Origin of the sequence: Spiroplasma endosymbiont of Colias croceus (genome assembly GCF_964020095.1) — a bacterium.
Classification (GTDB): Bacteria; Bacillota_I; Bacilli_A; order Mycoplasmatales; family VBWQ01; genus Spiroplasma_E.
In genome coordinates, this window is sequence record NZ_OZ026536.1 from 1,603,282 (window position 1) to 1,617,136 (window position 13,855).

At 23.2% G+C, this 13,855-nt stretch carries 13 protein-coding genes and 1 pseudogene; 9 read left to right on the forward strand and 5 right to left on the reverse strand.

From position 1 onward, the window contains the following. Positions 1 to 13 precede the first annotated feature (13 nt). A complete protein-coding gene (locus AACL24_RS09985; protein ID WP_339046650.1) occupies positions 14 to 1,252 on the reverse strand; it encodes an IS256 family transposase in 1,239 nt (412 codons plus the stop codon). 408 nt (positions 1,253 to 1,660) lie between these two features. On the opposite strand from AACL24_RS09985, the gene AACL24_RS09990 reads away from it, so the two are divergent. From AACL24_RS09990 to AACL24_RS10005, 4 genes are all read left to right on the forward strand, one after another. Beyond that, entirely contained in the window at positions 1,661 to 2,086 is a 426-nt protein-coding gene (locus tag AACL24_RS09990; protein WP_339046567.1) for a hypothetical protein, read from the forward strand. A gap of 644 nt (positions 2,087 to 2,730) precedes the next feature. Then, positions 2,731 to 3,498 carry a ComEC/Rec2 family competence protein gene (locus AACL24_RS09995; RefSeq protein ID WP_339046569.1) on the forward strand — a complete coding sequence of 256 codons (768 nt, stop codon included), beginning with the start codon at positions 2,731 to 2,733 and terminating at the stop codon, positions 3,496 to 3,498. A gap of 151 nt (positions 3,499 to 3,649) precedes the next feature. Beyond that, the gene (locus tag AACL24_RS10000; protein ID WP_339046571.1) at positions 3,650 to 3,979 is read left to right on the forward strand and encodes a hypothetical protein; all 330 of its coding nucleotides are present in this window, start codon (positions 3,650 to 3,652) and stop codon (positions 3,977 to 3,979) included. Next, positions 3,961 to 4,692, forward strand: a complete 732-nt coding sequence (locus tag AACL24_RS10005; RefSeq protein ID WP_339046573.1) for an SGNH/GDSL hydrolase family protein — start codon at positions 3,961 to 3,963, stop codon at positions 4,690 to 4,692. The genes AACL24_RS10000 and AACL24_RS10005 overlap by 19 nt, the downstream gene beginning before the upstream one ends. Positions 4,693 to 4,894: 202 nt before the next feature. Here the strand turns inward: AACL24_RS10005 and AACL24_RS10010 are convergent. Beyond that, positions 4,895 to 5,725, reverse strand: a pseudogene (locus AACL24_RS10010) (IS5 family transposase). 270 nt (positions 5,726 to 5,995) lie between these two features. On the opposite strand from AACL24_RS10010, the gene holA reads away from it, so the two are divergent. Continuing rightward, positions 5,996 to 6,907 carry a DNA polymerase III subunit delta gene (gene holA / locus AACL24_RS10015; protein ID WP_252320471.1) on the forward strand — a complete coding sequence of 304 codons (912 nt, stop codon included), beginning with the start codon at positions 5,996 to 5,998 and terminating at the stop codon, positions 6,905 to 6,907. A gap of 43 nt (positions 6,908 to 6,950) precedes the next feature. After that, positions 6,951 to 8,399 carry a hypothetical protein gene (locus AACL24_RS10020; RefSeq protein ID WP_339046575.1) on the forward strand — a complete coding sequence of 483 codons (1,449 nt, stop codon included), beginning with the start codon at positions 6,951 to 6,953 and terminating at the stop codon, positions 8,397 to 8,399. 56 nt (positions 8,400 to 8,455) lie between these two features. Here the strand turns inward: AACL24_RS10020 and AACL24_RS10025 are convergent, their stop codons facing one another. Next, the gene (locus AACL24_RS10025) at positions 8,456 to 9,145 is read right to left on the reverse strand and encodes an ABC transporter permease (protein WP_339046577.1); all 690 of its coding nucleotides are present in this window, start codon (positions 9,143 to 9,145) and stop codon (positions 8,456 to 8,458) included. A gap of 176 nt (positions 9,146 to 9,321) precedes the next feature. Here AACL24_RS10025 and AACL24_RS10030 point away from each other — a divergent pair, with 176 nt between their 5' ends. Continuing rightward, positions 9,322 to 10,560 carry an IS256 family transposase gene (locus AACL24_RS10030; RefSeq protein ID WP_339046650.1) on the forward strand — a complete coding sequence of 413 codons (1,239 nt, stop codon included), beginning with the start codon at positions 9,322 to 9,324 and terminating at the stop codon, positions 10,558 to 10,560. Here AACL24_RS10030 and AACL24_RS10035 read toward each other — a convergent pair. Next, entirely contained in the window at positions 10,552 to 11,448 is an 897-nt protein-coding gene (locus AACL24_RS10035; RefSeq protein ID WP_339046579.1) for an ABC transporter ATP-binding protein, read from the reverse strand. The genes AACL24_RS10030 and AACL24_RS10035 overlap by 9 nt on opposite strands. Before the next feature lie 322 nt (positions 11,449 to 11,770). Further along, a protein-coding gene (locus AACL24_RS10040; RefSeq protein WP_339045885.1) for an IS5 family transposase occupies positions 11,771 to 12,600 on the reverse strand; the annotation gives its coding sequence in 2 pieces (ribosomal slippage) (positions 11,771 to 12,204 and positions 12,204 to 12,600; 831 coding nt in all). Between the two features lie 129 nt (positions 12,601 to 12,729). Between AACL24_RS10040 and AACL24_RS10045 the strand changes: the two genes are divergently transcribed. Then, the gene (locus AACL24_RS10045; protein ID WP_339046581.1) at positions 12,730 to 12,873 is read left to right on the forward strand and encodes a hypothetical protein; all 144 of its coding nucleotides are present in this window, start codon (positions 12,730 to 12,732) and stop codon (positions 12,871 to 12,873) included. A 48-nt stretch (positions 12,874 to 12,921) separates the two neighbouring features. Next, positions 12,922 to 13,560, forward strand: coding sequence for a pyridoxal-phosphate dependent enzyme (locus tag AACL24_RS10050; protein WP_422398094.1), 639 nt, complete (start codon positions 12,922 to 12,924; stop codon positions 13,558 to 13,560). Positions 13,561 to 13,855 lie beyond the last annotated feature (295 nt).

Below are 13,855 nucleotides of genomic sequence, written 5' to 3' on the forward strand. Positions count from 1 at the left end.
GTTTTACAAAGTACTAGTTTAGATTAATTCTATCTTCAAATTTTATCATAAAATGAGCAATTGCTGTATTTCAATTTTGAATGGGCATTGTTCATTTTTTTGTTATATTTTCAATTGCTAAATAAAATATTTTAAAAACTGCCATATCATTAGGAAAAACTTTTTTATTTCTGATAACTTTTCGTAATTGACTATTTACAGATTCAATAGCATTTGTTGTATAAATAACTCTTTTGATTTCTGTAGGATAACTAATAAAAACCATTAAATTATCTCAATTTTTATATCAAGATTTAGCAATTTGAGGATATTGTTTATTTCACTTATTTTCAAAGGATTCTAAAGCCTGCATTGCTTGTTCTTCACTACATGCAGTATAAATTGGTTTTAAATCTGCAACTAGAGATTTTCTATGCTTATATGAGACATATTTCAAACTATTTCTAATTTGATGAACTATGCATAATTGATGTTCTGTTTTAAGATAAACTGATTGTATTGCTTCTGACATGCCTGTTAAATTATCACTACAAGCAATCAGAATATCATTTAAGCCACGATTTTTCATTTCTGTTAAATTTGCTAATCAAAATTTAGCACCTTCATTTTCACTAATTCATAAACCTAAAACATCTTTTTTACCTTCTAAATCAACTCCTAAAGCTATATAAACTGATTTATTAATAATCCTTTTATCTTGTCGTACTTTCACTACTATGCAATCAAAATAAACAATCGGATAGACACTTTCTAATGGTCGATTTTGCCATGCTTTTACATCATCAATAACATCATCAGTAATTTGACTAATAACACTTTCACTAATATCAGCACCATGATATAACTCTTGTAATTGCATTCTAATATCTGATAATGTCATACCTTTTGCATATAAAGAAAGAACTTGTTGATCAAAACCATCAAATCTTCTTTGTCTTTTTGCAACTATTATAGGATTAAAATTACTATTGCGATCTCGTGGTACATCAATCTCAATTTTACCTTGTTGAGTTATTATTTTTTTTGAACTTATACCATTACGAGCATTGTCACTATTACTATGTTGATTCTTTTCATATCCCAAATAATTTTGCATCTCAGAATTCAACATTTTTTCTACTAATCTTTTTGTTAATTCTTTATACAATCCTCCCTCTTTAAAAACTGTTGTTAAATCTTCAGTATTTTCTAATAATAAATCTACTGCTTTTGATATTGGATCATTATTATTAATATTTTGCTTTTTAGCCATCTGTAACTCACTCTTTCTAGTCATTTAATTATATTTACTAGAATTAATTAAACATAGTTATTTTTGTAAGTTACACAGATTACTAAACATTACCAGAAAATATATACAATTGATGCATAAATTTATTAGTTTTTAATGATGTTTACTTATCATGCTTTATTAGTTTTATTTCTAATATTTTTAGTTTTCTTTTTATCAAGTTTTACGATATTTAGTGGTTTAGTTTTATTATTAATAATAATTATTATTTTGTATTTTATTTTTTTTAAAAAGCAATCATTTTATAAGTATTTCTTTTTATTATTAGTATTTACTTTTACTTCCTTAGTTAACATTAACTTTAAAAAAGATGAACATATAAATATTGAAAATGTTAATTTGAAAGTAGTAGAAACCCATCCAAATTATTTGATAGTACAAGAAGGATGAAAAAAATATTATTTATTATCACATTATTATATTAATAATATGCAGTATACTATTAATGCCCAATTAGATGATACATTTATTTTTAAAGGTCAAACTAAAGATTTAAAAACTATTAATAATTTTTATGAGTTTGATTTTAAATTATTTTTAAATGCTAATAATGTTAATAAACAAATAGTAGTTAATGAAAATAAGGTAAAAGTTGTTTTTGGAAAAACTCTTAGAAGTATTTTTTTTAATTATATAAATACTTTTCCAAAGGAAATTAAAACTTGAACTAAATTATTATTATTTGGTCAGCAAACCGAAGAAAACAAATCTACTTTTACCATTTTTAATAAGTTTGGTATTACTCCAATTATTGTTGTTAGTGGTTTACACATTAATTTTTTCTTTGTTTTTTAAAAAAAAGTTTTTGATTTATCAAAAATGAATTAATTAAACTTTTAATTTGCTTTGTAATTTAATGTTTTTATTTATATTTACTTAATTGATCTATTGCAGCAATGAAAGCATTATTTTTTTTAATTTTTAGTTGTATTTTAAAATTTAATAAAAAAACTATTCATCCAATTTCTATTCTTAGTTTTAGTGCTTATTGTTGTCTTTGTTTATGATCTTTACAATTCTATCTTTTAGGATTTCAACTTTCTTTTGGTATTACTTTTTTGATTTTATTTATTAATAATAAATTTAAAAAATATAGTTATTGGATTAGATTATTATTGATTAATATTGTTTTATTTTTATTCACTATTCCTATTCAGTGACAAATAAATCATGGTTTTAGTTTGTTAACTGTTGCATATTTATTATTTTTTACACCAATCATTATTTTTTGTGATGTTATTTTATTTTTAAATTTATTTTTAAATTCAATTTTAAGTTTTTTTGTTTCTCCAATTTTAAATTTTTTAATTATTACTATTAAGTTAATAAATATGAGTAATATTTGAATCCCAACTTTTCAAATTGAAATTTGAATTTTACAACTTTATTTTTTAATTTTAATAGTTATTTATAACTGTTGACGATATTTTAATTGAAGAATGTTAACAGTTATTATTATTAATTTTGTTTTAATTTCAACATTATGAATGAATAGTATTATTAAACCTTATTATGAATTAACAATGATTAATGTTGGTAATGCTATGAGTTTTTTACTAACTAGTCCTTATAATAAATCTGCTATTTTAATTGATGCAGGTACAGAAGATTTAAAACCAAGTAATCCAACTATTTATAATTATCTTTCAGCAAAAGGAATTCATAGTTTAAAAGCAGTATTTTTAACTCACCATGATTTAGACCATGTTAGTAATATTGGATTTTTAAAAATGCACTTAAAAATAGATAAAATTTATGAAAATACCAATCAATTATCACAATATATTATTGATGGTTTTAATCCAATTCATAATTTAGTTTATGGTTTTAATTTGCAATATGTTTCTGAAAATAATAAAAGTTTAGTTTTGTTATTAAAAATTTATAATTATAAAATTTTATTTAATGGTGATATTGAAGAACAAACCGAAAATTTATTAGTTAACGCCCATGTATTAAGTAAAATTAATATTTTACAAGTTCCTCACCATGGTTCAAAAACTTCATCAACTATTACTTTTTTAAAAACTCTTAATCCAGAAATAGCATTAATTTCCGGACATTATCAAAAACGAAGACAGTTTCCGAATATTGAAACATTGAATAATCTTAAAAAAATTAATGCTCAAGTTTATTATTCGGGAAAAAATAAAACTGTGATTATAAGAATATATATGAAACATTATGATATTATAACGTTAATATAAACTGATATAATAATATTGTGAGATTAGAAATAGTATTTATATTATTCATGTTCAATATGAATATTTAGTAAAAAGTATTGAATAATTAAAAGAAAATTACTTTTTAGAAAAGAAACTAAAAAATATATAATTAAAACAAAAGGGGAAAAATATGAAAAAAATAAATCATTTATTAAAAATTTTGTTGTTACCTTCAATGTTAATAACTACTATTACATCCAATATTAAGGAAGAAAAAACAGTTATTGATTATCATCAATTATACATTCTTGGTGATAGTCTTTCTGATACTGGGAGTTTTGTTGGAGCTGGGAGTGACTTTGTCCAAAAATCACCATTAGCACCTTGATGAGTCGCTCAAGTAGAATTAGGAGATCCATATTATTTAAATCGCTCTTTCAGTAATGGTAAGGTTGCAGCTGAAATTTTAGCTAATAAATTACATTTAAACTTACAAGCAGGATGAAAATATACGATTTAAATGATGCAGCAACTTATGAACAATTTGGTAATAACTATGCGGTTGGGGGTGCTGTTGCAGCTGAAAATGATTCATGAACAGGAACATTTTATTCAAATCGTTTTAGCCTTCAACATCAAATGGCTGCTTTTTTATCTCAACATCAAGATTTACAAAGTGATGATTTAGTCTTTCTTGAATCAGGAAATAATGATATGTTGGCTGCTATTGATAGTGGTAATTATTATAAAGGACTTGATATTATTTATAATGCAATTATAAAAGAAGGAGATATAATTCAAGAATTAATTAATAAAGGCATCCAACATATTGTTGCTACTGATGTTCCAGATTTTAGTCTTGTCCCAAAATATTATGGAACTAAATCGCAAGTTTTAGCAAAACAATTATCTGATGCTTATAAAACACTTTGAAATCACGAGATATCTTTATATATAACTAATTATCCTAATTTTATTAGAAGATTTAGTTTAAGAGAAGCATTAAGTAAATATGCGCTGATATTTCAACAAGAAGGTAAAAATATTACTCAAAATGCAATTGAATCTGATTATGCTCATATGGCATTAGATGGTGCTGTTACAGCAACATATGTTAATGGTTCAACAAAAGAAACATTAAATAATTATTTCTTCTTTGATGAAGTTCATCCAACAACATTAGTGCATCAAGCGGTTGCTGAAGATCTTTATAATTTAGTTGAAAAGTGATAATGTTTTAAAACATTAGATATAATAGACTTCTTGCAAAACTATGATATTAATCACATTTTTTAAGTTTAAAAATTTATTTTAATAACACTTTTAATATTTTTTAAAAATTATTGTTCAAAATATGTTTTATTTTTTGTCATTAAAATACAACAAAAATTATTATTTCAAATAAAAAAATAAAATATTAAATTATCAAATATATTTAAATTAATAATTGTAAATTATAAATTGAAGCTATTAAATTAAATCTTAATGCAAATTTTTTGCTTCTATTTCGATATTTTTCACTAATAATTTTAAATTTTTTAAGAATCGCAAAAACATGTTCAATAACAACTCTCATTTTTGAAATAGCCTTATTATTTTTCTTTTCTTCTTTAGTTAAAGGGTTTTTCTTTGATTTTCGTTTAGGTAATAAGACATTTTTATGTATGTTTTGTATACCTTGATATCCTAAATCTACTAAAATAGTTGTTTCTGATAAAAATTTCGTTTTTGAATTTTTTAAAATTTTAAAATCATGATTTTTACCATAAGAAAAATAAGAACTTATAATTTTTTTACTATCTTTTTCAATTATTGACTTGAGTTTTTATTGTATGTTTTTTCTTTTTTCCTGAATAATATTGTTTTTGACTTTTTTTGGGCGTTGAATAGTACTTTCAGTCACATCAATGATAACTGTTTTATCTTTAAAATTATTATTTAACAGTGATTTTTGCCCATCAAGTTGTTGAAAATCAGGATGTTTTATTAAAGTATTTTCTATTCACTTGATATTCCTCTAGCAACTACTTTCACTAATTCCATAACTTTTAGCAATATGAAAATAAGTTCGATACTCTCTTCAATATTCTAAAGTCATTAATAAACGATTTTCTAATGATAATTTATTAGGTGTACCACCATTTTTAAACTTTTTTACTTCTTCTGTCTTTAAAATTTCTAGAATTTTATTAAAAATAATATCATTTATACCAGTTAATCTTAATAATTCTGGATTGTTAATAGTTTTTAATTTATCAAACATCATAGATTACCTATCTTTTTTATTTTTAATTTTATTTTAAAAATTAAATTTTTAATAGATAGGTTTTGCAAGAAGTCTAATAATTACTATATAAGATAAAAGTTCAAATTTGGAATATTATCAAAAACAAAAGTATTTTCCGAATATTGAAACACTGAATAATCTTAAAAAAGTTTATTATTGAGGAAAAAATAAAAGTGTGATTATATATGAAACATTATGATATTATAACATTAACATAAAATATATTAATAATTTTGTGAGGTTGGAAACATGGTTTATATTGTTCATGGTCAAGATGAGTATTTAGTAAGAAAAAATATTGAACAATTAATTAAAAAAAATCATAAAAAAGAAAATTATGATTATAATCTATATGAATTACAAGAGGATACAATTGTTAATATTATTAATGAAATTCAAATTATGAGTATATTTGAAGAAAATAAAGTAATCGTAATTAATGATAGCAGTAATTTATGACAAAAATATATTAAAGAAAAAAAATTTGTTAATGCTTTGCTTAATCATAATCAAAAAACAATGATAATTATTAAAAGTTTAAATGTTGATTTTAAAATTAGTAGAGAATTTCAACAATTTAATATTATCAAAATTAAAAATTATACAAAATCACAATTATTATTATTAATTAATAAAGTTTGCAATAATTTTAAAATTAACATTACTCAAGAAGCAACTAATTTTCTTTTAGAATACTTGCCAAATGATGTCAGTATTATTTTAAATGAGTTATCAAAATTAAGATTAATTGGAAAAAAAATAACTTCAGATATTATTATTGAGGTGGTTCCTAAATATTTTGAAACAAATATTTTTAAAACTGTTGAATATATATTAAAAAAAGATTATAACAATTTTTGAACACAATATAACTATTATAATGTTATTAATTATGATAAAATTAAATTGATTAATATTCTTGTATATCAATTAGAATTAATTAGAGATATCAAAATTTTAGTTAAACAAAAAAAAAGTAATGAAGATATTTCCAATATTTTAAATATTTCTAAGTTTCAAGTAAAAATATTAGAACAATATTTAAATATTAATTTAAATATTAATAATATTTTGTTAAAATTATATGAATTAGATTACAATATCAAAAAAGGAAAGTTTAATAAAAATATTGCAATTGATTTATTTTTTTTGAATATTTAGTATATAATTATAGATGTTTTAAACTCAAGAGGTGATACATATAATGAAAAGTAATAAAAATACTGATGTTACAGAAAAAAAGTTAGTAGAAGAAAATAGTGACATTACATTGGTTAAACCAAAAGTAAAAAGAGTTACAAATAAAAAAACCGAAAAAGTGTACTCAGAAGAAGATTTAAATGTTGCATTATACTATGAAATATCAAGTACTATATATAACAGTTTAAATAATTTAATTGTTAGAAAATCTATTTTTGCTAATGAAGAACTTTTAAAAATTTTAGAATTACAAATTTCTAATTTATTTTTTCTTGAAAAAGAACTAAAAGAATTAAAAGATAAAAAGTATGCAATAGAATTTTTGCAGTTAATTTCTAATTTGGTAAATCGTAGTTTGAGTATTACTAAAAGTTCTCCTAAAAATCGTATTGAAATTCTTGAAGAGCGTAACTTATTAATAGTTACAATTACTAATATTTGTAAGACTGTGGAAAAAGAAAGTCTTGAACGAATAAGACAGTTTGATAATAATACTTTTAATGAATTAAATGATCAAATTACTGCATTAAATAATTTTAGTGATGATGCTACTGAGGTTAAGCCAAGTGTTACTCCAAATAATCAGAATGTTGATAATAATGTTGATACAAATCCTAATATTGGTGGCATTGGGAATCTAGGTAATAATTTAAATATTAATAATCTTGATAATAATAGTTTAGCAAATTTAGCGAAGTTAGGTGTATTACCGCAACATCCCGCCACAAATCCTAAATTTTACCCGTATATGAATAAACCAAAATATATTCCACTTTTAAAGAAAATATTATCAGCTTTTTTCTTATTAACAACAGTGCTAGCAATAGCTACTTATATACTAACTTATTTTATAGCAGGTACTTTTCAAATTAAAAATAATAGTGCACCTGACTATTATAATTTTGCAAAACAATCAAAAACTATAGTTTTCACTATTGTTACAACAATAGTTCTAAATGGAGGCTTTTTATATTCAATTTTAAAACCACCAAAATTAGGTCGTGATTTATATCGAACATCATATTTTTTAATACTTATTTTAATTTTTTGAATAATTTATACAATTTGAAATTTAATTTATATGACAACAGATGATTCATTAAAAAGAACATTTACTTCTTTTTTAGATAAACCTGATGATTTTAATCCTAATGCTTTACCTTGATTAAAAGGATTAGCAACTTTTAAAGCTTTTCAAATATTAACATATATTACAGCAGCATCAGCAATTTTACCAATTGCTATTATACTAGTTATTGCTATTCTTAATCCAAAAATTGATCGTAATAAAATTATGAGAGCCAATTCGGAATATCAAAATGCTATTAATAATGCTTTAAGTGGTAAACCCTATGAAATCGATCCATCACTTTTTGATGATAGTTTAGATAATGATAATAAAAAAGATACAAAAGATCATAAATTTTGACGTAATAGTGATTTATTTAAATAATAAAATTAAAAAGGACTTTTAGTCCTTTTTAATTTTATTATTTTTAATTATTAGATTTAATATCTTATGCTTGTAAACGTAATTTTGAACTTGCAACTATTGTGTAAATACCAATTAATCCAAGCGCAACTCCTAGATATATTCCATAAGTTGTTGTAAAATTTAAAATTTGTTCCACTTCAAGCTTGAATAAATGGATCCATAGCGTATTTAAATGGATTAAAGTAAGTTGCGTATTTTAAAACAGGACTACTATTAATTAACTCAGCTGGGAAAAATACCCCACTTAAAAGTGCAACTGGAAAATAAATTACATTTGATGCTGCAACTAAAGCAGTTACTGATTTGAAAATTGAGGCCAATAACATTCCTAAACCCATTGATGAAAAGAAAATTAAGATAATAAATGGGATAGATTCTCCAATAAAATTTGCTGTTACTATATTATTTCACCGATAAGTACCACCAAACATAATTCCAGCTCATAATAAAGATCATAAGAATGTTGCTATCATAAAGAAAAATCCAATTATCATAACTGAAAGAACAAAGAAAATTGGTTTAATATTTGTTGCTCCAATTCGCTTCATTAAAACACTATTTTTAAATTCAACAATTGTTTGTGGAATAATGAAAATTCCTACTGCCATTGGTTGTAACATTGAAATTGAACCAACTAAAGTATGTAAACTTTTTACAGTATCACCTTCCATTTGTTTAAAAGCAAAACCTTCTAAGAACAACATTAGAATTGGAAATAAAACTAGAAAGAAGGGTACAAAAAATCATCGATAATAATATTTAAACATTAAGTTTATTAATGGTCGAGGTAATGTTTAGTAATCTGTGTAACTTACAAAAATAACTATGTTTAATTAATTCTAGTAAATATAATTAAATGACTAGAAAGAGTGAGTTACAGATGGCTAAAAAGCAAAATATTAATAATAATGATCCAATATCAAAAGCAGTAGATTTATTATTAGAAAATACTGAAGATTTAACAACAGTTTTTAAAGAGGGAGGATTGTATAAAGAATTAACAAAAAGATTAGTAGAAAAAATGTTGAATTCTGAGATGCAAAATTATTTGGGATATGAAAAGAATCAACATAGTAATAGTGACAATGCTCGTAATGGTATAAGTTCAAAAAAAATAATAACTCAACAAGGTAAAATTGAGATTGATGTACCACGAGATCGCAATAGTAATTTTAATCCTATAATAGTTGCAAAAAGACAAAGAAGATTTGATGGTTTTGATCAACAAGTTCTTTCTTTATATGCAAAAGGTATGACATTATCAGATATTAGAATGCAATTACAAGAGTTATATCATGGTGCTGATATTAGTGAAAGTGTTATTAGTCAAATTACTGATGATGTTATTGATGATGTAAAAGCATGGCAAAATCGACCATTAGAAAGTGTCTATCCGATTGTTTATTTTGATTGCATAGTAGTGAAAGTACGACAAGATAAAAGGATTATTAATAAATCAGTTTATATAGCTTTAGGAGTTGATTTAGAAGGTAAAAAAGATGTTTTAGGTTTATGAATTAGTGAAAATGAAGGTGCTAAATTTTGATTAGCAAATTTAACAGAAATGAAAAATCGTGGCTTAAATGATATTCTTATTGCCTGCAGTGATAATTTAACAGGCATGTCAGAAGCAATACAATCAGTTTATCTTAAAACAGAACATCAATTATGCATAGTTCATCAAATTAGAAATAGTTTGAAATATGTCTCATATAAGCATAGAAAATCTCTAGTTGCAGATTTAAAACCAATTTATACTGCATGTAGTGAAGAACAAGCAATGCAGGCTTTAGAATCCTTTGAAAATAAGTGAAATAAACAATATCCTCAAATTGCTAAATCTTGATATAAAAATTGAGATAATTTAATGGTTTTTATTAGTTATCCTACAGAAATCAAAAGAGTTATTTATACAACAAATGCTATTGAATCTGTAAATAGTCAATTACGAAAAGTTATCAGAAATAAAAAAGTTTTTCCTAATGATATGGCAGTTTTTAAAATATTTTATTTAGCAATTGAAAATATAACAAAAAAATGAACAATGCCCATTCAAAATTGAAATACAGCAATTGCTCATTTTATGATAAAATTTGAAGATAGAATTAATCTAAACTAGTACTTTGTAAAACAAAGATACACAGATTACATAAAAGCCTCATGGTCGACTTTTTTCGGGCATTTTGGCTTTATGAATTCATTTATTTTTTTTCTTTGTTTTTTTGATTTCAGCATTTTCTTTTTTTATTTCTTCATATTGTTTTTTTAAATCAGCTTTTTTATTTTTATCAAACATTTTTCATGTAAAGTTATGAACTGAACCATATTTTTTAACAATATCTTTAACATTTCCTGCTTCTTTTATAATTCCATTATGAATGTAAATATACTTTTCACAAAATTCTTCAACTTCGCTCATATTGTGAGTAACTAAGATCATTGTCTTATTTTTGTCAATAATATTTTTTCTAAAAAATTCAAAAATTTCTGAACGAACTTCAATATCTAATCCTGTGGAAACTTCATCTAAAATAATTAGATCAGGATCATGAATAACAGCAAGTAAAATATTTAAACGTTGTTGTTGTCCACCTGAAAGTGTTTGAATAAACTTATTTTCAATTCCAAGTAATTGGTATGTCTTCAGTAACTCTAATAACTCATCTTCTTTCATTGAAATATTAAAAGTATGTAAATAATATTTAATCATATCCATAACAGATATTCCGGCCCGATATCTAGATTCTTGAAATTGTAAACCATTTACTAGATGTTCTTGACGAATTATTTCACCAGATGTTGGTTTACGAATACCACCAATAATTTCACTTAAAGTTGATTTACCACTACCATTTGCACCAATGATTCCAATTCGATCACCGGGATTAATAGTTAAATTAACTTTATCTAAGGCTACTTTATTTTTATATTCCTTTGTTAGATTCAAAATTTCTACTAATGGCCGAGATTTATCTATTTTTTTCTTATTTTGTTCATTATTTTCCATATATAATACCTCCTGCATTAGATTGTACTATAATTAAGTGTTAAAAAGCAATTATTGAAATTTGTAACAATAAAATAAACAGTATTAATTCTAAATATTTTGGAAAAATATTTTTTAATTTTTGTTTTTCATGTATATATAATAGACTTCTTGCAAAACTATGATATTAATCACATTTTTTAAGTTTAAAAATTTATTTTAATAACACTTTTAATATTTTTTAAAAATTATTGTTCAAAATATGTTTTATTTTTTGTCATTAAAATACAACAAAAATTATTATTTCAAATAAAAAAATAAAATATTAAATTATCAAATATATTTAAATTAATAATTGTAAATTATAAATTGAAGCTATTAAATTAAATCTTAATGCAAATTTTTTTCTTCTATTTCGATATTTTTCACTAATAATTTTAAATTTTTTAAGAATCGCAAAAACATGTTCAATAACAACTCTCATTTTTGAAATAGCCTTATTATTTTTCTTTTCTTCTTTAGTTAAAGGGTTTTTCTTTGATTTTCGTTTAGGTAATAAGACATTTTTATGTATGTTTTGTATACCTTGATATCCTAAATCTACTAAAATAGTTGTTTCTGATAAAAATTTCGTTTTTGAATTTTTTAAAATTTTAAAATCATGATTTTTACCATAAGAAAAATAAGAACTTATAATTTTTTTACTATCTTTTTCAATTATGACTTGAGTTTTTATTGTATGTTTTTTCTTTTTTCCTGAATAATATTGTTTTTGACTTTTTTTGGGCGTTGAATAGTACTTTCAGTCACATCAATGATAACTGTTTTATCTTTAAAATTATTATTTAACAGTGATTTTTGCCCATCAAGTTGTTGAAAATCAGGATGTTTTATTAAAGTATTTTCTATTCACTTGATATTCCTATAGCAACTACTTTCACTAATTCCATAACTTTTAGCAATATGAAAATAAGTTCGATACTCTCTTCAATATTCTAAAGTCATTAATAAACGATTTTCTAATGATAATTTATTAGGTGTACCACCATTTTTAAACTTTTTTACTTCTTCTGTCTTTAAAATTTCTAGAATTTTATTAAAAATAATATCATTTATACCAGTTAATCTTAATAATTCTGGATTGTTAATAGTTTTTAATTTATCAAACATCATAGATTACCTATCTTTTTTATTTTTAATTTTATTTTAAAAATTAAATTTTTAATAGATAGGTTTTGCAAGAAGTCTATTTTATAATTAATTATATTTGAGAAATTAGATAGAAACTCAGGAGGAACCATTGTGGAAAATTTAGTAAGTGAAGAAGTAATTGAAGAAACGTATTCAAAAATTAAAGATAAAATTAGTAAGACAAGTTTGATAAAAGCAGATAAACTTTCTTCATTTTCTGGTAATAATATATTTTTAAAGTTAGAAAATTTATAAAAAACAGGTAGTTTTAAAATTAGAGGAGCTTTAAATAAAATTCTTAATTTATCAAAGGAACAGCAAGCAAAGGGTTTAATTGCTGCTAGTGCTGGTAATCATGCACAAGAAGTCGCTTTAGCAGCTTCAAGTTTAAATTTAGTATCCAAGATAGTTATGCCTGTAACAGCACCACTAGCCAAAATTGCCGCTACTAAAGAATTTGGTGGTGCTAAATGTACTCTTAAACTTTGTGGTAATATGTTTGATGATGCAATGTCTGAAGCATTAAGACTTGAAAAAGAAGAAGGGTTAACGTTAGTTCATCCATATGATGATAATTTTGTTATTGCTGGTCAAGGTACAATTGGTTTATACATATATGAGCAAATGAATGCAATGGGTAAAGAAATTGATTATTGTTTAGTTCCAATTGGTGGAGGAGGACTTTTAAGTGGTATTTCAATTTATTTAAAAAGTAAAAATCCAAATATTAAATTTATTGGGATTGAGGCACAAAATGTTGATTCTTATAATCAAGCTTTAAAACAAGGAAAACCATTTAAAATTCAAGGTAAAAGTTCAATTGCTGATGGAATTGCTGTTAAACAAACAGGAGAATTAACATTTAATATTTTAAAGAAAAATGTTGATAAAGTTGTTACTGTTAGCGAAGAAGAAATTGCGCAAGCAATGTTATTTTATTAGAAAAATGTAAAATTGTAACTGAAGGTAGTGGCGCTGTTAGTGTTGCTGCTATTCTTTCTGGTAAATTAGATAAAATCATTGGTAAAGATAAAAATGTTGTTTGTGTAATTAGTGGTGGTAATGTTGATATTACTACATTAGGAACAATTATTAATAGCGCCTTAATTAGTTCACATCGACGAGTTCCTTTTTCAGTTAACGGTAAAATTAATAATAGTACTATTAGCGAAATTATTAATATTATTACTAAAAATGGTGCCTCTATTTATAAAATTCACAGTACATTTGATCGTAA